The 22,053-nt window shown below is 63.3% G+C and carries 22 protein-coding genes and 2 pseudogenes; 16 read left to right on the forward strand and 8 right to left on the reverse strand.

All coding sequences use genetic code 11. The features are described 5' to 3' along the window. The first annotated feature begins 59 nt into the window (after nucleotides 1-59). Both DXK50_RS22320 and DXK50_RS22330 read left to right on the forward strand, forming a co-directional pair. Nucleotides 60-2,261 (forward strand): annotated as a pseudogene (locus tag DXK50_RS22320) (ribonucleoside triphosphate reductase). A gap of 68 nt (nucleotides 2,262-2,329) precedes the next feature. Continuing rightward, nucleotides 2,330-3,052 carry an anaerobic ribonucleoside-triphosphate reductase activating protein gene (locus tag DXK50_RS22330; protein WP_052178328.1) on the forward strand — a complete coding sequence of 241 codons (723 nt, stop codon included), beginning with the start codon at nucleotides 2,330-2,332 and terminating at the stop codon, nucleotides 3,050-3,052. A 1-nt stretch (nucleotide 3,053) separates the two neighbouring features. On the opposite strand, the gene DXK50_RS22335 is transcribed toward DXK50_RS22330, so the two are convergent. From DXK50_RS22335 to DXK50_RS22350, 4 genes are read right to left on the reverse strand one after another with little or no spacing between them, the layout of a single operon-like run. Continuing rightward, nucleotides 3,054-4,418 carry a 4Fe-4S binding protein gene (locus DXK50_RS22335; RefSeq protein ID WP_212631786.1) on the reverse strand — a complete coding sequence of 455 codons (1,365 nt, stop codon included), beginning with the start codon at nucleotides 4,416-4,418 and terminating at the stop codon, nucleotides 3,054-3,056. Next, complete coding sequence (locus DXK50_RS22340) at nucleotides 4,415-5,263, reverse strand: FTR1 family iron permease (protein WP_047589290.1); 849 nt, start codon at nucleotides 5,261-5,263, stop codon at nucleotides 4,415-4,417. The genes DXK50_RS22335 and DXK50_RS22340 overlap by 4 nt, the downstream gene beginning before the upstream one ends. 9 nt (nucleotides 5,264-5,272) lie before the next feature. After that, complete coding sequence (locus DXK50_RS22345) at nucleotides 5,273-5,593, reverse strand: cupredoxin domain-containing protein (protein WP_047589287.1); 321 nt, start codon at nucleotides 5,591-5,593, stop codon at nucleotides 5,273-5,275. A gap of 33 nt (nucleotides 5,594-5,626) precedes the next feature. Then, the gene (locus tag DXK50_RS22350) at nucleotides 5,627-6,160 is read right to left on the reverse strand and encodes an iron transporter (protein ID WP_047589285.1); all 534 of its coding nucleotides are present in this window, start codon (nucleotides 6,158-6,160) and stop codon (nucleotides 5,627-5,629) included. Between the two features lie 172 nt (nucleotides 6,161-6,332). Between DXK50_RS22350 and DXK50_RS22355 the strand changes: the two genes are divergently transcribed. The 4 genes from DXK50_RS22355 to DXK50_RS22370 are packed head-to-tail and all read left to right on the forward strand — an operon-like array spanning nucleotide 6,333 to nucleotide 8,872. Further along, nucleotides 6,333-6,533, forward strand: coding sequence for a hypothetical protein (locus DXK50_RS22355; RefSeq protein ID WP_047589282.1), 201 nt, complete (start codon nucleotides 6,333-6,335; stop codon nucleotides 6,531-6,533). A 49-nt stretch (nucleotides 6,534-6,582) separates the two neighbouring features. Continuing rightward, a complete protein-coding gene (gene mobA, locus DXK50_RS22360; RefSeq protein ID WP_249186976.1) occupies nucleotides 6,583-7,254 on the forward strand; it encodes a molybdenum cofactor guanylyltransferase MobA in 672 nt (223 codons plus the stop codon). Continuing rightward, nucleotides 7,238-8,422: an NnrS family protein gene (locus tag DXK50_RS22365; protein ID WP_123084441.1), complete on the forward strand. Its 1,185-nt coding sequence runs from the start codon at nucleotides 7,238-7,240 to the stop codon at nucleotides 8,420-8,422. The genes mobA and DXK50_RS22365 overlap by 17 nt, the downstream gene beginning before the upstream one ends. 9 nt (nucleotides 8,423-8,431) lie before the next feature. Beyond that, a complete protein-coding gene (locus tag DXK50_RS22370; protein WP_047589276.1) occupies nucleotides 8,432-8,872 on the forward strand; it encodes a CopD family copper resistance protein in 441 nt (146 codons plus the stop codon). A 31-nt stretch (nucleotides 8,873-8,903) separates the two neighbouring features. On the opposite strand, the gene DXK50_RS22375 is transcribed toward DXK50_RS22370, so the two are convergent. Next, nucleotides 8,904-9,617: a Crp/Fnr family transcriptional regulator gene (locus tag DXK50_RS22375; RefSeq protein WP_123084440.1), complete on the reverse strand. Its 714-nt coding sequence runs from the start codon at nucleotides 9,615-9,617 to the stop codon at nucleotides 8,904-8,906. Between the two features lie 118 nt (nucleotides 9,618-9,735). On the opposite strand from DXK50_RS22375, the gene DXK50_RS22380 reads away from it, so the two are divergent. From DXK50_RS22380 to DXK50_RS22405, 6 genes and pseudogenes are all read left to right on the forward strand, one after another. Continuing rightward, the gene (locus DXK50_RS22380) at nucleotides 9,736-10,665 is read left to right on the forward strand and encodes an ABC transporter substrate-binding protein (protein ID WP_249186977.1); all 930 of its coding nucleotides are present in this window, start codon (nucleotides 9,736-9,738) and stop codon (nucleotides 10,663-10,665) included. Nucleotides 10,666-10,667: 2 nt separating this feature from the next. Next, nucleotides 10,668-11,435: an ABC transporter permease gene (locus DXK50_RS22385; protein WP_047585346.1), complete on the forward strand. Its 768-nt coding sequence runs from the start codon at nucleotides 10,668-10,670 to the stop codon at nucleotides 11,433-11,435. Next, nucleotides 11,428-12,117 carry an ABC transporter ATP-binding protein gene (locus DXK50_RS22390; protein WP_152488967.1) on the forward strand — a complete coding sequence of 230 codons (690 nt, stop codon included), beginning with the start codon at nucleotides 11,428-11,430 and terminating at the stop codon, nucleotides 12,115-12,117. Before DXK50_RS22385 ends, DXK50_RS22390 begins: the two co-directional genes overlap by 8 nt. Continuing rightward, nucleotides 12,114-12,557, forward strand: coding sequence for a CopD family copper resistance protein (locus tag DXK50_RS22395; protein WP_047585307.1), 444 nt, complete (start codon nucleotides 12,114-12,116; stop codon nucleotides 12,555-12,557). Before DXK50_RS22390 ends, DXK50_RS22395 begins: the two co-directional genes overlap by 4 nt. 29 nt (nucleotides 12,558-12,586) lie before the next feature. After that, nucleotides 12,587-14,680 (forward strand): TonB-dependent receptor family protein, encoded by a 2,094-nt coding sequence (locus DXK50_RS22400; protein WP_047585309.1) that lies wholly within the window; start codon nucleotides 12,587-12,589, stop codon nucleotides 14,678-14,680. A gap of 169 nt (nucleotides 14,681-14,849) precedes the next feature. Further along, nucleotides 14,850-15,913, forward strand: a pseudogene (locus DXK50_RS22405) (acyl-CoA dehydrogenase family protein). Nucleotides 15,914-15,946: 33 nt separating this feature from the next. On the opposite strand, the gene DXK50_RS22410 reads toward DXK50_RS22405, so the two are convergent. The 3 genes from DXK50_RS22410 to ytfE all read right to left on the reverse strand — a co-directional run bounded on the left by DXK50_RS22410 (nucleotide 15,947) and on the right by ytfE (nucleotide 19,355). After that, complete coding sequence (locus DXK50_RS22410) at nucleotides 15,947-16,294, reverse strand: hypothetical protein (RefSeq protein WP_047585311.1); 348 nt, start codon at nucleotides 16,292-16,294, stop codon at nucleotides 15,947-15,949. 105 nt (nucleotides 16,295-16,399) lie between these two features. Then, nucleotides 16,400-18,679, reverse strand: coding sequence for a nitric-oxide reductase large subunit (locus DXK50_RS22415; RefSeq protein ID WP_047585314.1), 2,280 nt, complete (start codon nucleotides 18,677-18,679; stop codon nucleotides 16,400-16,402). Then, nucleotides 18,672-19,355, reverse strand: coding sequence for an iron-sulfur cluster repair protein YtfE (gene ytfE, locus DXK50_RS22420; protein ID WP_212631787.1), 684 nt, complete (start codon nucleotides 19,353-19,355; stop codon nucleotides 18,672-18,674). The genes DXK50_RS22415 and ytfE overlap by 8 nt, the downstream gene beginning before the upstream one ends. A 138-nt stretch (nucleotides 19,356-19,493) precedes the next feature. Between ytfE and norR the strand changes: the two genes are divergently transcribed. The 4 genes from norR to moaD all read left to right on the forward strand — a co-directional run bounded on the left by norR (nucleotide 19,494) and on the right by moaD (nucleotide 22,053). Then, entirely contained in the window at nucleotides 19,494-21,023 is a 1,530-nt protein-coding gene (gene norR, locus DXK50_RS22425; RefSeq protein ID WP_047585318.1) for a nitric oxide reductase transcriptional regulator NorR, read from the forward strand. Nucleotides 21,024-21,037: 14 nt separating this feature from the next. Further along, nucleotides 21,038-21,505 (forward strand): cyclic pyranopterin monophosphate synthase MoaC, encoded by a 468-nt coding sequence (gene moaC, locus DXK50_RS22430; protein WP_047585321.1) that lies wholly within the window; start codon nucleotides 21,038-21,040, stop codon nucleotides 21,503-21,505. 187 nt (nucleotides 21,506-21,692) lie between these two features. Further along, a complete protein-coding gene (locus tag DXK50_RS25585; RefSeq protein ID WP_198712330.1) occupies nucleotides 21,693-21,794 on the forward strand; it encodes a pyridoxine 5'-phosphate oxidase C-terminal domain-containing protein in 102 nt (33 codons plus the stop codon). A 10-nt stretch (nucleotides 21,795-21,804) separates the two neighbouring features. Continuing rightward, a complete protein-coding gene (gene moaD, locus DXK50_RS22440; RefSeq protein ID WP_047585323.1) occupies nucleotides 21,805-22,053 on the forward strand; it encodes a molybdopterin converting factor subunit 1 in 249 nt (82 codons plus the stop codon).

Genomic DNA, 22,053 nt, shown 5'->3' on the forward strand with positions numbered 1-22,053 from the left:
ACAGCATCTTGTGTTTTTTGTTGTTAACAACAGCTAGATGATGTGTCAGGAGGTGATGGATGTGTGCGGATCAGGTCCCCTATCGACCGCAGGCGCTGTTCAAGCGCGATGGCCAGGAAGTGCCCTTCGAGGCGGCCAAGATCGAGCGTGCGATTGCCGCCGCCGGGCAGGCCACGGGCGAGTTCGAGGCGCATGAGGCCAGTGCCCTGGCCGACGCGGTGCTGGCGCGCCTGCTGGAGTTCCACTGCGTGGGCGTGGAGCAGGTGCAGGACCGGGTCGAGCGGGTGCTGATGGAGGCCGGCTACTACCAGACCGCACGCGCCTACATCGTCTACCGTGAACGGCATGGCCGCCTGCGCCGCGAGCGCAAGCAGCTGATCGACGTGGCCGCGTCGATGAACGAATACCTGTCGCGCCAGGACTGGCGCGTGCAGGCCAACGCCAACCAGGGCTACTCGCTGGGCGGGCTGATCCTCAACGTGTCCGGCAAGGTCACCGCCAACTACTGGCTGGACGAGGTCTACAGCGAAGACATCGGCCTGGCCCACCGCGAGGCCGACCTGCACATCCACGACCTCGACATGCTCGCCGGCTACTGCGCCGGCTGGTCGTTGCGCACCCTGCTGCACGAGGGCCTCAACGGCATCCCCGGGCGGGTCGAGGCCGGCCCGCCCAGGCACCTGTCCAGCGCCCTGGGGCAGATGGTCAACTTTCTCGGCACCCTGCAGAACGAGTGGGCCGGGGCCCAGGCCTTCAGCTCCTTCGATACCTATCTCGCGCCCTACGTGCGCAAGGACAGCCTCAGCTACGCGCAGGTGCGCCAGTCGCTGCAGGAGTTCATCTACAACCTCAACGTGCCGTCACGCTGGGGCACCCAGACGCCCTTCACTAACCTGACCTTCGACTGGGTCTGCCCGGAAGACCTGCGCGAGCAGGTGCCGGTGATCGGCGGCCAGGAGATGCCGTTCTGCTACGGCGAGCTGCAGGCCGAGATGGAGCTGATCAACCGCGCCTACATCGAGGTGATGATGGCCGGCGACGCCAAGGGCCGGGTGTTCACCTTCCCGATCCCGACCTACAACATCACCCACGACTTCCCCTGGGACAGCGACAACGCCACGCGCCTGTTCGACATGACCGCGCGCTACGGCCTGCCGTACTTCCAGAACTTCCTCAACTCGGACATGCAGCCCAACCAGGTGCGCTCGATGTGCTGCCGCCTGCAGCTGGACGTGCGCGAGCTGCTCAAGCGCGGCAACGGCCTGTTTGGCTCGGCCGAGCAGACCGGTTCGCTCGGCGTGGTGACCCTCAACTGCGCGCGCCTCGGCTACCTGTACCGGGACGATCTGGACGGCCTGATGCAGCGCCTCGACGCGCTGCTGGACATGGCCTTCGAGAGCCTGGAGGTGAAGCGCAAGGTGATCCAGCACCACATGGATGCCGGCCTCTATCCCTACACCCGACGCTACCTGGGCACCCTGCGCAATCACTTCTCCACCATCGGGGTCAACGGCCTGCACGAGATGCTGCGCAACTTCAGCGGCGACCGCGAGGGCATGCACACCGAGGACGGCCGCCAGCTGGCGCTGCAGGTGCTGGATCACGTGCGCGCGCGCCTGGTGCAGTTCCAGGAGCAGAGCGGCCACCTGTACAACCTGGAGGCCACCCCGGCCGAAGGCACCACCTACCGCTTCGCCAAGGAGGACCGCAAGCGCTTCCCCGACATCCTCCAGGCCGGCACGCCCGAGGCGCCGTACTACACCAACTCCTCGCAGCTACCGGTGGGCTTCACCGACGACCCCTTCGAGGCGCTGGCGTTGCAGGACGAGCTGCAGTGCAAGTACACCGGCGGCACCGTGCTGCACCTGTACATGGCCGAGCGGGTTTCCTCGGCGCAGGCCTGCAAGCAGCTGGTGCGCACCGCGCTGTCGCGCTTCCGCCTGCCGTACCTGACCATCACCCCGACCTTCTCCATCTGCCCGGTGCATGGCTACCTGGCCGGTGAGCACGAGTTTTGTCCGAAGTGCGACGAGGCGCTGCTGCAGAAACAGCAGTGCTGCGGCGCCTGCGGCGGCTGAACCACGATTCCATCCACAGCAAGGAGCGACACCATGAATGCACCCGTGCAACTTCCCGAAGCCCAGCGCCAGCGCTGCGAGGTCTGGACCCGCGTGATGGGTTACCACCGTCCGGTGGCGGCCTTCAATCTCGGCAAGCAGTCCGAGCATCGCGAGCGCCAGCATTTCGCCGAGCCGCGCTGAGTCCGCCCGAAGCCCGGGCCATCGGTGATGGCCCGGGCTTCGCCACGTCCGCCATTGGAGCCACGAGCATGCCTTCAGTGCCTTCGCGTCATGCCTTTCGCCCGCTGCGCATCGGCGGGCTGCAAGCCATGACCACCCTCGACTACCCCGATCATCTGGCCTGCGTACTGTTCTGCCAGGGCTGCGCCTGGCGCTGCCGCTACTGCCACAACCCCGAGCTGATCCGCTGCGGCGGCCCCACCGAGTGGAGCTGGAACAAGGTGCTGGGCTTCCTGCGCCAGCGCCAGGGGCTGCTGCAGGCGGTGGTGTTCTCCGGCGGCGAGGCGACCCTGCAGCCGGCGCTGCCGTCCGCCATGCGCCGGGTGCGCGAGCTGGGCTTCAAGGTCGGCCTGCACAGTGCCGGGATCAAGCCGGCTTCCTTCGGTCGCGCGCTGGCGCACTGCGACTGGGTCGGTTTCGACGTCAAGGCGCTGGAGGAGGAGGTTGCGTTAATTACTGGTGTCAGCGCCAGCGGCCAGGCCAATTGGCGCAGTCTGGAGCTGCTGCTTGAGAGCGGTGTGGACTACGAGTGCCGTACCACGGTGCATTGGAACCTGTCCGACTGTCGGCGCCTGCAGCGTCTTGGAGAGCGTCTGGCGGGGCTTGGCGTACGGCGTTTCGCAGTACAACTGGCGCGCCCCCAGCAGATGCTCGACAGCGACTTGGGCAGTGCTGCCACGCCGGCCCAGGCGGCTGAACTCTGGCCCTATTTCGAGCAGCTATTCGAGCGTTTCGAGCTTCGCGCAAGTTGATTCACCAGCCCCAGAACTGTAACCACCAGCCATAGCCGAGCAGCGTATTGCTCAGCAACAGGGCCAGCATCGGAGCCTGGCGGCTCTGCCAGGGTAACTGGGTACAGACACGCCAGCCCAGGTACAGGCTCCACAGACCCGCGGCAACTATCAGCACTGCTCTGGCCTGGTTTACCCAGAGCAGTTGCAGGCCTTCATAGCGCAGCAGTTTGACGGTGGTCGACGACAGACCGAGAAACAGACCAGCAGCGCCAGTCGGCACCAGGCAGAGGGCCAGATGACGGGCAAAGGCGAGCGGCTTGCCTGCCAGCACACTGCCGGCAATCAGAAGCAGGTGAATCCCGCCGCCCAGGAGCAGGGCGCCGAGTACCAGATATAGGCAGATGCTCAGGCCATCCAGCCAGGTGAAGGCATCGTTGACCTGTGGGTAGTGGGTCAGTACCCACCAGGGCGCATCAGTCTGCAGAGGCCACAGTTGATCATGTGCGACCAGCCATTCGGCCATACTCTGCTTGAGCGCGATGAACCAGGGGCTGATCGTCCACTGGAAGGCAGCCATGGCCAGGCCGATCACTCCGTACAACAGCAGGCGGGCCTCCCACAGATTGCCGTGCTCCCCCAGATGCACGATCTCCTCATTACTGGAGCGGGCAATTAGCCGTACGGCGTCGCGTTGTCCGCTGCAGCGGCCGCAGGCGTGGCAGGCCGAAGCGCCACGCATGCGGCGGATGTCCAGCAACGGTGCGCAGTTGGGGGCGGGCAGATGCGGCGGCAGGTTGGCCTGCCAGCGTTCTTCACTGACCCGATAATGCATGGGCGCGAGCTTGGCCAGCAGAGCAAAAACACCGCTGACCGGACACAGATAACGGCACCAGACGCGCTTGCCGCGGCCATAGAAGAAACCGACCAGCATGGCGGCGATGGTCGATCCGCCGAGAATAAGCAGCGCAGCCTGGGCGTAGTCATAGACGCTGATCAGTTGGCCGTACAGGGTGGTGGCCAGGAAGCCTACCGAGGGCCAGCCAGCCCAGCGCATCCAGCGCGGGATGCCACGCCCCATACCGTGCTGGCTGGCCCATTCACTGAGAGCACCCTCCGGGCAAAGTAGGCCGCACCACATGCGCCCGAACAGCACCACCGAGAGCAGCACAAAGGGCCACCAGATGCCCCAGAACACGAACTGGGCGAGCAGTGTGAGGTTATCGAGCATGCGTGCCTGGTTGTCGGGCAGAGGCAGGAGTGCAGGAGTGACCAGTAGCACGACGTAGAACAAGACCACAATCCATTGCGCTCGCTGTACAGCAACGGAATGGCGGCGCAGACCGTTGCCTATGCCCATTAGGCAACGGCTGAATAGCAGTTTCATGTTGCGGCGCGAATGCTGGGTGAGTTTGCCCTGGGTCGCCTTAGCCACCAGGCCAGCAGCCAGTATGAAACAAGTACGGCTACAGCAACCGCTGATGGCATGGCCCGGTAGCCGGTCATCCCGGCAATCAGCCCGCCAATGCGCGCACCGTCATCCAGCCAGGCCGAGGTATCCCAGAGTGGGTCGCCCAGCCAGCCATATAGCGCCTCAGGAAGATCCATCCCCATCAGCTGACCGGTGGTGCGATCCAGTGCATTCATCAGCATTGAGCCGCCTAGCAGCAGCAACAGGGTTTCACTGATGGTGAAGAACCGTCGCCAGTCGAGAAACCGGCTGCCTCGTTGCAACAGCACAAAGCTTAGCGCGCCGAGCGCTCCACCGAGGAGGGCGCCTGCGATGGTTTGTATGGCGCTGGCGGAGCCGACTGCACCATAGAGAAAAATCGCGATCTCGCTGCCTTCTCGGGCTACAGCCAGTGTCGCGAGCAGTGTCAGCCCACTGTGTCGGCTGTGCGCAAGGGCCTGTTGGGCTCGGCTCTCAAGCGCATTGCGAAGATTGCCGGCGTTTTGCGACATCCACACCACCATTTGCAGAATCAGCAAACTGGCCAGAGCGCTCATCGCGGCTTGAAACCACTCACCGGGAGTGCCGCTCATCCAACTGCCAGCCACGACCATCAACAGGGCCAGCAGGGCAGCCAGGGCGATGCCTGCAGCGACGCCCTCCCAGAGCTTGCGCAAAAGCTGGCGTGCATTGTATTGGCGGCTCAACCAGGCATGCAGCAGACCAATGACCAACAGTGCCTCCACGCTCTCGCGCCAGACGATCAATAGTGCCTGTTCCATGGGAACTCCTTATTGAGCCTCGATGTAGCCGCCGGGCAAATCGAGATGAAACTCGTCGAAGAAGGTGTAGCGACCGGGCTTGAGTGGATGGATCACCACGAATGAGCTGACGCCTGGGCCAAGTACCTTTTCTACCCGCAAAGGCAGGCTTTCGAACTCGACCGGGCCCGCGCCGCGGTTATGCACGATGATCTTGAAACGTTGCTTGGCTGGAACCGTCAGGTGGGGCGGGGTGAAATGCCCATCACGTATCTCCAGCTCGTAGCTGGGCAGCGAGGCACTCCACGCTGGCAACGCCAGCGCGAAGGTAAAGACAGCAAGACATCTCATAGGCGTTTCCTGTGAGCTGAATACGTTACGGACTCAGTAGCCGCCTTTCTTACCGATGCCAGCGTAGGTGAAGCTGTAGTTCAGCTCGCAGGGCTTGAACCAAGGTGCCACGCCCGTTTCCTTGTCGGTATGGCGGCCGAAGGCGTGATGGTGACCACCCGGTGGTGACACGGTGTAGGTCAGCTGGTACTGACCAGGGCCGTCTAGTTTGATGTTGTCACCGTAGTGCGGGCCGTCGCTGGCGACCATGGCGTGGAAGTCACCTTCGATCAGCTTGTCGCTGCCAGCGCGCTGTAGGCGGTAGGAAATCTCAAGGTAGGGCACGAAGCTGCCTTCCTGGAAACCGTGATGGTTGTTCTCCAGAGCACTGATGTCAGCCTCCATGTGTACGTCAGATTCGGCGGCGGGTTTCATCATCCCCGGCGGGTCCATCTCGATTGGCTGCAGATATACAGCCCCGACCTCCATGCCGGCACAGTGTTGTGGCTCGCCGATGGGGTATTCGCGGGCAGAGGCAAAAGGGATGGCGAACATGGCGGCGAGGGGGAGCAGTGGGAGTAACTTCATGCTGTTTGCTTCCATAGCTGGGAGTGTTGGCAGCAGCTTAGAAAGCTTGAGTTCAATCAATAATGATTCTCGTCAATTTTATCTGGAGCATTGGAGATACCCAGATAGAGGTATGGTTCTGTAAAGCTCTATAAGCGATTTTGCCAAGCGAGCCATAACCTAGGAGCGGGACGTGGAGGACCAGAATCCATTGTTAACAGCCATACTGTTGACTCATCGCAACCAGGTTGCTCTAGTTGAGTCGGTGCAGTTGATTTCTCGCTGGTTCCAGCAGAACGGGCTGTCACATGTAACCGAAGCATTGCAGGTGCATATGGAGCAGGTGGTGAACAACGCCCTGCACATCAATAAGCTGCTTGAGGGGCTTGAATAGTCAGACAGGCCTCTCTTGCTAGCTACCTGCACTGGGTTTGTCTTGGGTCATGCAAGATGTGCATTGGCAACCGCCGGTGCTGAATGGCTTTGAAGAGGTACCGATGCGGGAGTGGTTTACTGGGCTGGTGCTGAGCGGTGGACAGGGCTCCCGGCTGGGGGGGGTGGACAAAGGACTGGTGCCGTGGTGCGGCAGGCCTATGGCAGAGTGGGTTGTCAGGCAGATGCGCCCACTGGTTGGTGAGCTGATTATTTCCTGTAACCGTAACGTGACGCGCTATGCCGCGCTCTGTGATCGAGCCCTGAGTGATGATCAGGCGGGCTACCCAGGGCCTTTGGCTGGAATCCTGGCTGGGCTACGCAGCATGCGTGGAACGCATCTGCTGGTGGCGCCTTGTGATCTGCCCGCTGTCGAATCGGAACTGCTGGAAGAGTTGCAGCAGTTGGCTCTGGCTCGGCCTGGGCAAATCGCCGTGGTGCGCCAGGGCGAACGCCTGCAACCACTGCTTTGCGTGCTGCCACGCACGCTGCTAGTCGACATCGACCGGGCCTGGGTAACTGGAGAGCGCAGTCCATGTCGCCTATGGCAGCGTCTGGGCATCTGCGAGCTAGCGTGCCGGGAGGATGATCCGCGTCTACTCAATTTCAACTGTCCCGAGGTTTTACTGGTTGCTCGCCAGTCGCCTCAACGTGAGTGGAAAATCTATGTTGATCATCGATAAGCGTAAGGCCATGGCCATCGCGCCGATTCTGCGCTTGGGCTTTCGTCCATTCTTTCTGCTCGGTGCACTCATGGCGGCGCTGGCCATTCCGCTCTGGGTCGCTGCTTTACAGGGCTGGTCGCTCCCCGCGCCGACGGGAGGTTGGCTGGCCTGGCATCGGCATGAGCTGGTATTTGGCTTTGCCGGAGCCATCATCGCCGGTTTCCTGTTAACCGCAGTACAGACCTGGACTGGCCAGCCAAGCCTGTCAGGCCGACCGCTGGCGGTGCTGGCTGGTCTCTGGCTAGTGGGGCGAGCCGCCTGGTGGCTACCTTCTACATGGCTATTGTTGCTGGTCAACCTGGCTTTCCTGCTGGCGGTTGCCGGCGTCATGGCTCGTCTGCTTTGGGCAGTGCGGCAACGACGCAACTATCCGATCGTGCTGGTTCTCTCGTTATTGGCAGCAGCGGATCTACTGAACCTTCTGGGCATCTTGCAGCAACATGATGGCTGGCAGCGTCAGGGCAGCCTGGCCGCCATCTGGCTGGTGGCGGCGATGATGACGCTAATCGGCGGGCGGGTGATTCCATTCTTCACTCAGCGCGGCTTGGGAAGGGTGGAGGCCGTTCAGCCATGGCCCTGGTTGGATTGGCTGTTGCTGGTAGGTAGTGTCCTGGCGGCCCTGTTGAGCGCGATCGGCCTGCTGTTGCTGCCGAGTTGGTTTGGCGCGGTGCTGATGCTGGTGCTCGGCCTAGGACATGGTATCCGCCTGTGGCGCTGGTTTGATCGCGCGCTGCTGCAGGTGCCGCTGCTGTGGTCGCTGCACCTGGCTTACGCCTGGTTGGTGGTGGCCTGTCTGGGACTGGCGCTGTGGCATGTTGGTGGCCCGGTGCCGTTCAGCCAGGCGTTGCATGGCCTGACGGTCGGCTCCATGGCCGGACTTATCCTGGCCATGCTGGCGCGAGTCTCGTTGGGGCACACCGGTCGTCCGTTGCAACTGCCACGTGGCTTCGCGGTGGCGTTCCTGATGCTCAACCTGGCCGCCTTGCTGCGTGTCCTTGGCGTGTCCTTTGCCTATCAGCCGGCGCTCTGGCTGGCGGCGGGGTGCTGGTGTTTGGCTTTCGCACAGTTTCTCTACTGCTACGGCCCGATGCTGTGTCGCACACGCGCCGACGGTCATCCGGGCTAGGGAGGATGTGTGCTTTATCTGTTACTGAAATTCGCTCACCTGACGGCTGCAGCATTCTTCATCGGCGGGGTGTTCTTTGAGGTGATGATCCTCAGCCGAGCGGCCAGACAGCTGGACGTCGAGCCCCGCGAGCGGCTGTCCAAGGCCCTCGGTCAGCGCGCACGCCAGGTCATGCACTGGGTGGTGCTGGCGTTGTATGGCGCGGGTATCGGCCTGGCTTGGCACTATCGCGCTGCGCTGGCCGATCCCTTGTCCAGCAGCTTCGGCACCCTGTTGACGCTGAAGATCTGCCTGGCGCTGAGCATCCTTTGCCACTTTCTCTTCGTGGTTTTCCTCATGCGTACCGGGCGCATGACGCCAGCGCGTTCTCGCCTGATCCATCTCAGCGTGCTGATACAGATGCTCGGCATTCTGTTCCTGGCCAAAGCGATGTTCGTGCTGAACTGGTAGGCGCAGGCCGCGTGCTGTGGACTGAGACTGCCTAGAAGGTACGGGTGGCTGCGCTGGCAAGTTGCTTGAGGTAGCTCAGGTCACACAGCACCCACTGGCGCAGGCGGCCGCGAAGGCGGCCAGCCTGCTGCCAGTCGGACAGCAGACGACTGAGAGACTCCGGACGGATTCCCAGGTGAGTGGCCAGCTGGCGCTGGCTAATCGGCAGGTTGAGCTGCTCGCCCTGGCGCTGGTGCAGTTTGAGCAGGTAAGCCGCCAAGCGCTGTGAGGCCGAGCTGGCGGTGAGCCAGTCGACTTCGTTGACTTGGCGATACAGGCGCAGGCTGAGGTTTTCCAGCATGCGCATGGCCAATACCGAATCGTTTTCGCAGGCCTTGCGCAGTGCCGCCCGGTTCAGGCGATAGAGCTCGCTGTCGCACTGTGCTCTGGCGTTCATCGGGTAACGGCCATGGGGCATGAACATGGCGGCCTCGGCGATCAACTGACCGCTGTGGAACAGGTGAAAGACCCGTTCCTCGCCCTCGCAGGTAAAACGCATCATCTCCACGCTGCCGTGGCGCACCAGCAGAAAGTGCTCGGCGGCCTCGCCTTCGCGAAACAGCAATTCACCCGCTTCGACACGTAACTGCGTGGCTGAGCGGACGAGCATCGCCAGCAGCTCGCCGGGCAGATCGGCGAACAGGGGGACTGACGAGAGCAGTTGCAGGCAAGCGCTGCGATCTGCGGGAAACTTAACAATTGTCATTTGTAGCTGCTGTGCCGGCTGTAATGATGTGCGAATGAAGATAAGACTTATTCTCGTATCATTCAATCGGCCAGCCTGCACTCGGTTGGCTTCCTTCTGTCTAGCCGCTTGTGCAGCGTTGCTCGCGCCAGCAACGCAAGCCCAGCAGGAGGTCCTGCGCCTGGCCGGCCCTAGCGCTGTGGTCAGTTTCCCGTTGCTGCACATGGTCGAAAGCGGGGCGCTCAAGGCGCACGCCAAACGCGTCGAGTTCCGTCTGTGGCAGAACCCGGACCAGTTGCGCGTGTTGCTGGCCAACGACGAGATCGACTACAGCGCGGTACCGGTCAATCTGCCGGCTCTGGTGGCCGGACGCGGCCTGCCGGTGCGCCTGCTGAACGTCTCGGTGTGGGGGATCATCTGGCTGGTCAGCCGTGATCCGGCGATCCAGGGCTTTGCTGACCTCAGGGGTGAGGAACTGGTGATGCCCTTTCAGCGCGACCTGCCTGCGGTGCTGGTTGATGAGCTGTTGCGCAGCCACGGCCTGGAAGCGGGCAAGGACCTGACCCTGCGTCCTGTACGCGATGGCCAGGATGCCCAGGCCCTGCTGCTGGCCGGGCGCGCCAAGCACGCGCTACTGGTGGAACCAGCGGTTTCCCTGTTGTTGTGGCGCAACCAGCAGCAGAACGGCGCGCCGTTGCGACGCGTGCAGAGCCTGGAGAATGCCTGGAACCAGGCATTTCCCGCGAACCCCGAGCTGCCCCAGGCGGGAATCATGGCCAGCGCGCGCATTGCCGAGCAGCACGAACTGGCGCGTGCCGTGGAGCAGGCCTATGCGCAATCGGCGCGTTGGTGCAGTGCTCAGCCGCGTGAGTGTGCGGAATTGGTCCATCGGCATTTGCCGCACCTGCCGGTGGCTGCCGTCGAGGAGTCGATTCGCGTGACGCGTCTGGAGTCCCGTCCGGCCAGCGAGGCTCGCGAGCAGCTGGAAGCGCTTTATCGGCTGCTCGCCGAGCGCCATCCACAGGCCATCGGTGGTTCGCTGCCGAACGCCGAATTCTACGGGCCATGAGCATGAACGATATCCGTCCCACCTCCTGGCGCTGGGCGTTGTTGGGCGCCGTGCTGATCGTGCTGGGCTGGCAGTTGCTGGCACTGAACCTGGGGCCGTTGCTGATGGCTACTCCGCTGCAGACCCTCAAAGCCATGTGGCAGCTGCCGTTTGAAGCTGACTTTCGTGTGCATGCCGGCGCCAGCTTGTTGCGCATCGGCCTCGGGGTTGGCCTTGGCTGTCTCTTGGGCTTTTGCCTGGGGCTGCTGGCTGGCCTGGATGCCCGTCTGCGCGGCCTGCTGGAGCCCTTGCGCTGGTTGCTGATGGCGACCCCGCCGGTGGTGGTCGTGGTGCTGGCCATGCTCTGGTTCGGCCTGGGCTCGGCGATGGTGGTGTTCATCAGTGTGCTGATGCTGGCGCCGGGCATGTACGTGAATACCGTCAAGGGCATGCTCATGGTCGATCGCGGCCTGTTGGAGATGGTTCGCGTCTACCGTTTCGGCCCGTGGCAGAAACTGCGTTATCTGTACGTGCCGGCCCTGGCGGCGCCGCTCGGTGCGGCATTGCTGATTGCCACCTGCAGTGGTGTGCGCCTGGTGGTGATGGCCGAGGTGCTGGGGGCTGAAAGCGGCGCCGGGTTTGCTCTGGCCAATGCACGCAGCACCTTCGACAGCGCCGGGCTGTACGCCTGGACCCTGCTGATACTGCTGCTGGTGGCGGCGCTGGAATTCGTGCTGCTACAGCCGTTGCAGCGGCGCATGGGGCGTTGGCAGGAGGCCGCCCATGCTTGATTGGTACTCAATCGACCTCGAGTTGGGCGGGCGCACGGTGCTCCGGCAGGTCGACTTTCGGCTACGAAGTGGCGAGCGGGTCGGGATCCTCGGCCCGAGCGGTGCCGGCAAGAGCAGCCTGCTGAGATTGGCGGCTGGAATCCTGAAGGCGCAGCGCGGTAACCAGCAGAGCAGCTTCCGCCACGCCGTGCTGGCCTTCCAGGAGCCGCGCCTGCTGCCTTGGTGCCGAGTGGCCGAGAACCTCGAAATTCCCTTGCGCGCGGCCGGTCGTGACCCGGCGACGGCGCGATGTGTGGCTGCCGAGTGGCTGGAGCGGGTAGGCCTCAGTGAGTACGCACGGTCTTGGCCGAATCAGCTGTCTGGGGGCATGGCGCAGCGCGTGGCGCTGGCCAGGGCGCTGGCGGTGGAGCCTGACCTGCTGCTGCTCGACGAGCCGTTCAGTGCGCTGGACCCGGCTTTGCGCAAGACCCTGATCGATATCTGCCGCGACTGGCTCGAGCAATCCGCGGCGGCTCTGCTGTGCGTCAGCCATCACCCGGGCGAACTGGTCGGCCTGGTTGAACGCTTCGTGCTGCTCAATGCGGGCGGGCTGCAGACGTTCGACGCCGCCGACCGCGCACCGGAGGTGCTGGCTGAGGCGCTCCACCAGACCCTGATGACCCTGGAGACTTCGCTACCGTGAGCTATCCCATTCTGCTGACCCTGCATCTGTTCGCCGCTCTGATCTTCATCGGCGCGGTGTTCTTTGAAGTGTTGATTCTTGAAGGTGTGCGCAAGCACGTGCCGCCCGCGGTGATGCGCCAGGTGGAGCAGGGCATTGGCAAACGCGGGCGCCGCCTGATGCCTTGGGTACTACTGGTGCTGTTCAGCGCCGGCCTGGGCATGGTCTGGCTGCGTTACCTGCCACAACTGGCCGACCCGCTGGCTTCCTCCTTCGGCACCCTGCTGACCCTGAAGATCTGCCTGGCGCTGAGTGTGCTCGGACACTTCTGCACGGCCATGTTCCTGGTGATCAGCGGGCGCATGAATTCCACCTATTTCCGCCGTATTCACCTGAGCGTGTTTACCCACATGGTCGGCATCGTGTTGCTGGCCAAGGGCATGTTTTACCTGAGCTGGTGAGCTTATTTCTGTTCGTGAAGGAGAGTGTCATGCGTCGAACCTTTTACCTGAAGTATCTTTCATTGACACTTCTGGGCGCTCTGCCACTGATGGATTGTGCTGCCGATCCGGTCGAGTTGGAGCCACTGGCAATCAGCGGTCAACGCCAGGCTCCAGCAAATCAGTCGGTTGAAGCTGAGCGCGAAGAGCTGTCCCGAGTGCCTGGCGGTACCAACCTGGCCACGCCGCAGAGCGAAACGCGTTTGGCGACCTTGCGTGATGCGTTGGACTATCAGCCCGGTTTGGTGATTCAGGACTTTTTCGGAGGCACCGATCAGCCGCGCCTGAACATCCGCGGCTCGGGTATTCAGAGCAATCCGGTCAATCGTGGCGTACTACTGCTACAAGACGGGTTACCGCTCAACGAGGCCGATGGCTCCTTCGTCATGGGCCTGCTGGAGCCGCGTAATGCTTCTTGGATCAGTGCCCGACGCGGTGCCAACGCCGGCAGCCCGGGTGCCACCACGCTGGGTGGCGAGCTGGAATTCAATTCGCTTACCGGTGCCGACGAGGCCGGGCGTTTGCGCCTGGAAAGTGGCAGTTTCGGTCGCCAGGCCGTGCAGGTCGCTGCCGGCCTGGCGGAGGCCGGGCACGATGCGCGGGTGAGCATCAGTCAAGATCAGTACGACGGTTATCGTCATCACTCTGCTTCGCACCGCACCTTGGTGCATAGCAACTTTGGCCTGGACTTGGGGGATGGCGTGGAGAATCGCAGCTACCTGTCCTGGAGCGATCTCACCTTCGAGATTCCTAACGTCATCACTAAGGCGCGTCTGGAAGATGATCCGCGTAGCGTACTTGGAGACGGCAATACGGCGCAGGATCACCTGCTCAATGTATATCGGCGCGATCCGCATCGTGATACCCAGCAGTTGCGCCTGGCCAACCGCACCCAGTGGCAGGGCACTGGCTGGCAACAGAGCTTCGGTGTCTACGGGCAGAATACGGTGGACGACTTCACCGACCCGCTCAGCCATACCCTGACCGACAGCGACACGCTCGGAGCCCAGTGGAGCCTGGAAGGCGAGCAGCGCCTGTTCGACTATCGCTTCGGTGCTGGCTGGTCCTACAGCGACATAACCCGTGAGCTCTATGCCAACAGCGGCCAGGACGGCAGTCGCCTGCAGCGCTTCGGCGACTTCGACCTCGAAGCGCGTAACGTCGATCTGCTGGCTGGGCTGGACTGGCATCTGGCGCAGGACTGGACCCTGGTCACCGAGCTGAAATGGAGTGATGTCAGCCGGGATGCCAGTTCGCGTAACAGCAACGCCAGCCTGGATCAGAGCTGGGACTTCGCCACGCCGAAGATCGGCTTGAACTGGACGCCCAGTGAAAACCAGCGCTGGTACGCCAACATCAGCCGTAGTCACGAGGCGCCAACCTTCTGGGAGATTGTCGTCGGGCAGGTGCCACCTACTGCGCCGGCGCAGGCCACGGCGTCGCTGACTGAGCTCAATGTGCAGCGCGCGACCACCTACGAAATCGGCGGCCAGGGGCGTATTGGCAGCAACGAGTGGAGCTTGTCGCTGTACCACAGTGACGTGGATGACGAGCTGATCTCCACCTCCGACAGTCTGGGCGTCAGGGTAGGTACCTACAATTACGCATCGCGCACACGCCATCGCGGCGTCGAGGCGGGAATCAAGGGCCTGCTGCCGACCTCCGCCACGCTTGGCGGGGACCTGGCCTATCGCCTGGCCTGGACCTTCAGTGACTTCACCTTCCGTGGCGGCGAGTTCGAGGGCAATCAGATCGCAGGTGTACCACGCCAGCTGTGGGCGGGCGAGCTGCTTTATCGCCGCGGCCCGTGGAGCATCGGCCCGAACCTGCGCTGGTTGCCGCAGGACACCCCGACCGACCATGCCAACACCCGTAACAACTATCAGGACTCCTATGCCCTCTGGGGATTCAAGGCCAGCTACAAGGTCAATGAAGGGCTGTCGTTGTATCTGCAAGGTGACAACCTGAGCGACGAGGTCTATGCCAGCAGTTATGTGATCCGCAATCGCGCCGACGCCAGCCAACCGACATTCCTCAGCGGCAACGAACGCAGCCTGAGCGTGGGGATGGACTACCGCTTCTAGAGCGGGTGACGAACACGCGCCATAACGCTGGTCAACCTCGGCTCGGCTCGGCTCGGCTCGGCTTCGCGGCGCCGTGATACCTGCTCATCCATGCCGCCCAGCATTCTTCGAGTCGGGCCGGTGCTGACTTCGGCTGGTCTCACCGCCCCCCCCCCCCGAGGTGGATGCGATGGACTTTGCCTTCAGCACCAGAGTGGAAACACTACGCCGGCAGCTGCAGGATTTCATGGATACCCATGTGGTGCCGCGTCATGCCCAGTGGCTGGCGGAGGTGCAGGCCTGATGCCTGCCGGTTTCCTTCATGAACGACCTCAAGGCCCTGGCGCGCAGCGAAGGGCTGTGGAGCCTGTTTCTGCCAGCCCCGCGCAGCACCAGCGCTGGCTGCTGCCGCTACTGGAAGGCAAGATCCGTTCGGCCTTTGCCATGAGCGAGCCGGATGTGGCCAGCTCGGACGCCGGCAACGTGCAGACGCTGATCCGTCGTGACGGCGAGCATTACGTCCTCAACGGGTGCAAATGGTTCATCGCCAATGCCTGTCACCCGCAGTGTCGTCTGCTGATCGTGATGGGCAAGACTGATCCCGAGGCCGCGCCCCATCGTCAGCAGAGCATGCTGCTGGTGTCCTTCGATACCCCTGGCGTGCAGGTGCTGCGCAATATTCCGGTGCTCAACCATGTTTCGGCAGAAGGTCATGCGGAGATTTTGTTGCGCGATGTGCGGGTGCCGTGCGATCACCTGCTCGGCCAGGAGGGCGACGGCTTCATGATGGCCCAGGTGCGCCTAGGACCGGGGCGAGTGCACCACTGCATGCGCGCCATCGGCATGGCCGAACTGGCCCTGCAGCTGCTGCTGGAGCGCTGCCAGGAGCGCCGCACATTCGGCCGCTATCTGGCGCAGTATGCCAATATCGGCGACTGGATCGGCGAGTCGAGACTGGCTATCGAGCAGGCGCGTCTGCTGGTGCCGAAGACCGCCTGGATGCTGGATGAAGTAGGCGCCAGGGCGGCGCGCCGGGAGATCGCCATGATCAAGGCGTAGGTGCCGCGTATGCTCTGCCGGGTGGTCGACCGCGCCATGCAGGTGTTCGGTGCCACGGGCCTGAGTCCGGATACGCCGCTGGCGGACTTCTACACCTAGGGTCGCGCGCTGCGCTTCGCCGACAGCCCCGATGAGGTACATCTGCGCAGCCTGGCGAGCTGGGAGCTGGAGGCCAGCGCCCAGCAGCGCGGGTAGACGGCGGCCTATCTCACGCCGCCGGGTTGAGCCTCAGAACGGCAGGCCGTGGCCGAACGGCTGCAGGTGGGCAAGCAGCAGGAAGAACGAGGCCAGCACGGCATTGATCGACCAGGCCACGGTCAGGAAGCGGGCGATCTCGCCGTAGATGGGCTCGCGCACGTTGCCGGCGTTGCGCCAGACCGCGTTCAGCACCCAGGCGGTGTAGCTGACGAAGGCCGCCAGCAGCAGGGCCAGCGTTACGCTGTCGACTTGCCGGTAGAGCAGCAGGATGGCGCCAAACAGCAGGTGGCTGAGCAGCACGCCCTGCAGCCAGAACACTTGCCATAGCGGGCGACTGCCGGGAGTGTCGAGGTACGTGAGAATCTTGTGTGTATGCATGGTGCGACTCCGTTCGGGAAACTTCATGTTTCAGTCTAGGCGAGGCCAACAACGACTCGACCCGCGTATCGCGGGCCGAGCCTAGCCAATACACATCCAACGTATTTAATTAATCGTTCGGGCACCTCCTTGCGCGCGCAGCGGCACGCTCCTGGGGACAGGTGAGAAGAAGCCAATGACCACCTGCCAGGCCATGGCCAGGGCGCCGACGATGAACACCACGTCGCCGAAAGTACGCACCCAGCGCAGGGTCTGCAGCAGATCCTGCTGCATGAAGGCCTCGCTGCGGGCGTACCACAGGCCCTCGCTGACGCTGGCGTGGAACTGGATGATGCCGATGGGCAGCAGGCTGGTGGCAATCATCAGCACCAGGCCTGCGTTGAGCCACCAGAAGGCGACCTTCATCAGTCCCTGGTTGAACTGCATCTGCGGGCGGATATAGCGCAGCACCAGCAGCGTGAAGCCCAGGGCGAGGAAGCCGTAGACCCCGAACAACGCGGCATGGGCATGCACTGGTGTGGTGTTGAGGCCCTGCACGTAGTACAGAGAGATCGGCGGGTTGATCATGAAGCCGAACACCCCAGCGCCGAGCATGTTCCAGAAGGCCACGGCGACGAAGCACATCAGCGGCCACTTGACCCGCTCCATCCAGGCCGCACGGCTCTTCAGGCGCCAGTTCTCCCAGGCCTCATAGCCGAGCACGATCAGCGGCACCACTTCGAGGGCACTGAAGGTGGCGCCCACTGCCATCACTGGGGTGGTGGTGCCGGAGAAGTACAGATGGTGGAAGGTGCCCGGTACACCGCCGAGCATGAACAGCGAGGCCGAGGCCAGGCTGGCGGTGGTGGCCATGCGCTTGGAGACCAGGCCCATGCTGGAGAAGATAAAGGCCAGCGCGGTGGTGGCGAAGACCTCGAAGAAGCCCTCCACCCACAGATGCACCACCCACCAGCGCCAGTACTCCATCACCGACAGGTGGGTGCGCTCGCCGTAGGCGAAGCCGGCGCCGTAGAACAGGCCGATGGCGATCACCGAGGCCGACAGCAGGGCCAGCAGGTTCTTGTCGCCGGGCTGGCGGAAGGCCGGCAAGATGCCGCGCAGCATCAACAGCAGCCAGAAGGCCACGCCGGTGAACTTGCCGATCTGCCACAGGCGACCGAGGTCGACGTACTCGTAGCCCTGATGACCGAGCCAGAAATTCCACTCGGCCGGCATGATCTGGGCGATGGCCAGGTAGTTGCCAACGAAGGAGCCGAGCACCACGACCACCAGTGCCCAGAACAGCACGTCGACGCCAAGTTTCTGGAACTTCGGATCCTTGCCGCCGCTGATGATGGGTGCGAGGAACAGACCCGCAGCGAGGAAGCCGGTGGCGATCCAGAACAGAGCGCTCTGAATGTGCCAGGTGCGCAGCAGCGAGTAGGGGAACCACTGCGATAGCGGGAAGCCATAGAAGTCCTGGCCCTCCACCGTGTAGTGCGCAGTAGCACCGCCGATCACGACCTGAAAGGCGAACAGTCCGACCACCAGCAGCAGGTACTTGCCCAGCGCTTTCTGCGATGGCGTCAGGGCCACTAGGCTGAGCGGGTCGTGGGCCGGTGCAGTCGGTTCATCCTCCTCGTGATCGCGCAGGAAGGCCCAGGCCCAGACCAGGAAGCCGATACCGGCAATCAGGAGTATCACACTGACGATGGACCAGATCAGGTTCTCCGCAGTGGGCTTGTTGTCGATCAGCGGTTCGTGGGGCCAGTTGTTGGTGTAGGTGGCGTCATGCCCTGGGCGCTCGGTTGCGGCGACCCAGGCTGTCCAGAAGAAGAAGCGGGTCAGCTGCTCGCGCCGGGCGGCGTCGGGCAGGGTGTTCTCCTTCATGGCGAAGCTCTTGCGACTGCCTTGCAGGGCCGGGTCTTTGCCGAACAGCGCCTCATAGTAGGCCGCAGTCTGTTCGACAGCGGCGACGCGGCGTTCGCTGAGCACCAGCACCTCGCCTTGCACCTGGTTGCCACGGTATTCGCGCTTGAGTTGCTGGCGCAGCAGGGCCTGGTGGTCTTCGTCCACCTGGGCATAGGGCACACCGTAGGTGTGCTGCGCGGCCAGGTCGAGCCACGCCGTCAGTTCGCGATGCAGCCAGTCGGCAGTCCAGTCCGGTGCCTGGTAGGCGCCGTGGCCCCAGATCGAGCCGAGCTGCATACCGCCGACGCTCTGCCATGCGGTCTGCCCGTCTAGTATGTCCACGTTGGTAAATAGCAGGCTGCCGTCGGTGCTCTGCACCTGTTCTGGGATTGGCGGCGCCTGACGATACACCTCGCGGCCGAACCAGCCGAGTACGCAGAAAGTCACGCCGAGTACGGCGATCAATGCCCACCAGAGTTTGCGGTACTCACCCATGCTGTACCTCCTTACCGAGGGCACGCGGGAACAGCAGATTGTTTTCCAGGTGGATGTGCTGCATCAGGTCGCAGCGCAGCTCGTCAAGTCCGCGGTACAACGCGCGCCAGGTGTTGCAGGCATTGGCCGGTGGCTGCATGTCATCGGTCAATTCGACGACACGCTCCAGCGCATCGCCGTGCTGGTCGTGCTCGTACCGCATCACCGAGATCGGACCACCAGCCATCGTGCCGCCACCACGCAGGATCATCGGGAAGAGAATCTGCTCTTCCTTCTGCATGTGGCTTTCCAGCTCCTGCTGCATGTCGATCAGCAGATCTGTCAGTCCCACTGGGCAGTGCTCGCGGCCGCCATGCACCTGCTCGACTCTCGCCGCGAGACGAATCAACTCCGGCAGTTGCTGACGGTGCACGTCGTGGTAGCGCTGCAGTATGTGTTCAATCAACTGCTCGTCCGGGACTGTACGCCAATCCTCCGCATCTTGGGCTTCGTCGCTGAGTGAGAGCAAGCGTTCCTGTATCTGGCCGGCATCGATGCCGTGCTCCTGCGCGGCCTGGCGTAGGCTCTTCTGACCGCCGCAGCAGAAGTCAAGGTGGAATTCGTGGAACACCCGGGTCGCACCGGGGATGCTGCAGGCAATATTGCCTAGGGTGCTGTCAAGCAGTTGGCTGGCCATGGAGTTCTCCTATCAGACATATTGGTCTGCATGCTCCATCGCAAGCCCCGTGCCGCTTTCCAACTTGACGGAAATCAAGGGTTTGCGTGCCGCCAGGGTCTAATCTACCCGGAAGAAATCAGGTAGCGGATACCCGAAATGGTAGATTTCACCCCTCTGCAGAACGCCTTGCTCGCCGATCTGGCCAGCGAGCTACCATCTGCTGTACGCCTGCAGCGTCTGGTTGTCAGCCTGCGCGAAATATTCGCTTGCAGTGCGGTGGTGCTGTTGCGTCTGGATGGCGAAAGCCTGCGGCCGCAGGCTGCAGTCGGCTTGGCCCACGAAGCGCTGGGGCGCAGTTTCGTAATCGCCCGGCATCCGCGCTTGGCGCAGATCTTGGCACAGCGCGAGCCATTGCAATTCGCCGCCTACAGCGAGTTGCCCGACCCTTACGACGGCCTGTTGCAGGATAGTCCAGATGAGCCGCTACCGGTGCACGACTGCATGGGCATGAGCCTGTTTCTCGACGGCCGCCTATGGGGGGCTGTGACCTTGGATGCCCTGCGCCGCGGTACCTTTGACCGCAACGCCACCCAGCGCCTGCAGCGTTATGCCCTGTTGATCGAGGCAGCACTGCGGATGTGTCGCTTGGAAAACGAAATTCGCAGCCTGCGCCTGGCCCGACGGGAGGAGGGTGAGGTTGGTGACGAGACTGGCGGCACCATCCTCGGCGACAGCCCGGTGTTATGCCAGTTACTCGACGAGCTGGGCGTCGTAGCGGACTCCGAGCTGCCGGTACTGCTGCAAGGTGAGACCGGCGTAGGCAAGGAGCTGTTTGCCCGCTGGCTGCATGCCCACTCGCCGCGCGCGCGCAAGCCGCTGGTTTACGTCAACTGCGCCGCACTCCCGGAGACCCTGGCTGAGAGTGAGCTATTCGGCCATGTGAAGGGGGCGTTTTCTGGTGCCGCGCAAGAGCGCGCCGGACGCTTTGAGGCGGCCAATGGTGGCACCCTGTTTCTCGACGAGATAGGTGAGCTGCCGCTGTCAATCCAGGCCAAGCTGTTGCGCGCCCTGCAGAACGGCGAGATTCAGCGCCTGGGCGCTGACCGCCCAAGGCATGTCGACGTACGAGTGATCACCGCGACCAACCGGCGCTTGCACGAGGAGGTGCGTGAAGGACGTTTCCGCGCCGACCTCTACCACCGCCTTTCTGTCTACCCGGTGCACATACCGCCGTTGCGCGAGCGCGGCCGGGACGTGCTGGTGCTGGCCGGGCATTTCCTCGAACTCAACCGTGCCCGCCTGGGCCTGCGCTGCCTGCGCCTGTCCGCCGATGCTGAGCGCGCCTTGCTGACCTACTCCTGGCCGGGCAACGTGCGTGAGCTGGAGCATGTGATCAGCCGCGCCGCGCTCAAGGTGCTCAGCCAGGCTGAGTCGCGCACCGCATTGCTCAGTATCGAGGCACCTTGGCTTGGGCTGGATGGCCCGGCGCCGGTGCCGAGCAGCGTCCCGTCGGCTGTGCCGCTGGTACCCAGCGAAAGCCTGCATCAGGCTGTGGACCGCTATCAGCGCGAACTGATCCAGAACACTCTGGCGCAGCATGGCGGCAAATGGGCCACCGCCGCACGGGCGCTGGCAATCGACCCGAGCAATCTGCGTAAGCTGGCACGGCGGCTCGACTTAATCTGACTATGGAGAAACCTATGCTGACCCATCTCGATGCCCACGGCCGTGCCAGCATGGTGGATGTCACCGACAAGACGGTGACCTGCCGCGAGGCCGTGGCCGAAGCCCGTGTGTGCATGCTGCCCGCCACCCTGACGATGATCGCCGATGGCCGTCATCCCAAAGGCGACGTGTTCGCCGTGGCGCGCATCGCCGGTATCCAGGCGGCGAAGAAGACTTCCGACCTCATTCCCCTGTGCCATCCGCTCATGCTCACAAGCGTCAAGGTCGAGCTTGAGGCCGAGGGCGAGGACTGCGTGCATATCGTCGCGCGCTGCAAACTGGCAGGGCAGACGGGCGTGGAGATGGAGGCGCTGACTGCTGCAAGTGTCGCCGCGCTGACCATTTACGACATGTGCAAGGCGGTGGATCGCGGCATGTGTATCGAGGCCGTGCGCCTGTTGGAGAAGAGCGGAGGCGCTTCGGGGACTTACCGGGTGCCTTGATCCAACGCAAGGTGGGCGCCAACGCGTGCCAGCAGACTGGAGCGGCCTCATGTGGAGAAGCGATCAACTGAGTGGCATGTGCCACCAGTAGCATGGCTACAGTCGGCTAGAACGGCAGGCTCCCATGCGCCGCTGGCTCTGCTCGCTTACTCAGCAGGTCCGTCGTCCAGGCGGGGATCCCGTCAGCATGGAATTCTGGGCAGGGCGCCCGGATTGTCTGCATGGCCGCCTGCGTTACCAATTGACTGTAGAGGGCGGCGCCACGTGCGTTTGGCCCCCTGAAAACTGAGGAGAGAAGTATGTTGGAAGTCCATTATTTCGCGGGGTATCGCGAGCAACTTGGGCTGGACCGCGAGTGCCTGGACTGGCAGCCGCAGCTGACCAGCGTAGATCAACTGCGCCAGAACCTGGTGGCGCGTGGCGGTGCCTGGTCGGCACTGGCCGCGCAAAATTTGATGTGCGCGTGTAATCAGGAACTCTGCGGGCTCGATCAGGTGCTGCAGGACGGCGACGAGATCGCTTTCTTCCCGCCCGTCACCGGAGGCTAA

The sequence above is a fragment of the Pseudomonas sp. KB-10 genome (assembly GCF_018221585.1).
Taxonomy (GTDB): domain Bacteria; phylum Pseudomonadota; class Gammaproteobacteria; order Pseudomonadales; family Pseudomonadaceae; genus Aquipseudomonas; species Aquipseudomonas yangonensis.

Bases quoted from the DNA above. Each gene is read 5' to 3' on its own strand.
- DXK50_RS22410 (WP_047585311.1), bottom strand. From the start codon at position 16,294: ATGCATACACACAAGATTCTCACGTACCTCGACACTCCCGGCAGTCGC.
- DXK50_RS25585 (WP_198712330.1), top strand. From the start codon at position 21,693: ATGGAATTCTGGGCAGGGCGCCCGGATTGTCTGCATGGCCGCCTGCGT.
- moaD (WP_047585323.1), top strand. From the start codon at position 21,805: ATGTTGGAAGTCCATTATTTCGCGGGGTATCGCGAGCAACTTGGGCTG.
- ytfE (WP_212631787.1), bottom strand. From the start codon at position 19,355: ATGGCCAGCCAACTGCTTGACAGCACCCTAGGCAATATTGCCTGCAGC.
- DXK50_RS22330 (WP_052178328.1), top strand. From the start codon at position 2,330: ATGCCTTCAGTGCCTTCGCGTCATGCCTTTCGCCCGCTGCGCATCGGC.
- mobA (WP_249186976.1), top strand. From the start codon at position 6,583: ATGCAAGATGTGCATTGGCAACCGCCGGTGCTGAATGGCTTTGAAGAG.
- DXK50_RS22350 (WP_047589285.1), bottom strand. From the start codon at position 6,160: ATGAAGTTACTCCCACTGCTCCCCCTCGCCGCCATGTTCGCCATCCCT.
- DXK50_RS22335 (WP_212631786.1), bottom strand. From the start codon at position 4,418: ATGAAACTGCTATTCAGCCGTTGCCTAATGGGCATAGGCAACGGTCTG.
- DXK50_RS22345 (WP_047589287.1), bottom strand. From the start codon at position 5,593: ATGAGATGTCTTGCTGTCTTTACCTTCGCGCTGGCGTTGCCAGCGTGG.
- norR (WP_047585318.1), top strand. From the start codon at position 19,494: ATGGTAGATTTCACCCCTCTGCAGAACGCCTTGCTCGCCGATCTGGCC.
- DXK50_RS22365 (WP_123084441.1), top strand. From the start codon at position 7,238: ATGTTGATCATCGATAAGCGTAAGGCCATGGCCATCGCGCCGATTCTG.
- DXK50_RS22340 (WP_047589290.1), bottom strand. From the start codon at position 5,263: ATGGAACAGGCACTATTGATCGTCTGGCGCGAGAGCGTGGAGGCACTG.
- DXK50_RS22400 (WP_047585309.1), top strand. From the start codon at position 12,587: ATGCGTCGAACCTTTTACCTGAAGTATCTTTCATTGACACTTCTGGGC.
- DXK50_RS22385 (WP_047585346.1), top strand. From the start codon at position 10,668: ATGAACGATATCCGTCCCACCTCCTGGCGCTGGGCGTTGTTGGGCGCC.
- DXK50_RS22415 (WP_047585314.1), bottom strand. From the start codon at position 18,679: ATGGGTGAGTACCGCAAACTCTGGTGGGCATTGATCGCCGTACTCGGC.
- moaC (WP_047585321.1), top strand. From the start codon at position 21,038: ATGCTGACCCATCTCGATGCCCACGGCCGTGCCAGCATGGTGGATGTC.
- DXK50_RS22375 (WP_123084440.1), bottom strand. From the start codon at position 9,617: ATGACAATTGTTAAGTTTCCCGCAGATCGCAGCGCTTGCCTGCAACTG.
- DXK50_RS22390 (WP_152488967.1), top strand. From the start codon at position 11,428: ATGCTTGATTGGTACTCAATCGACCTCGAGTTGGGCGGGCGCACGGTG.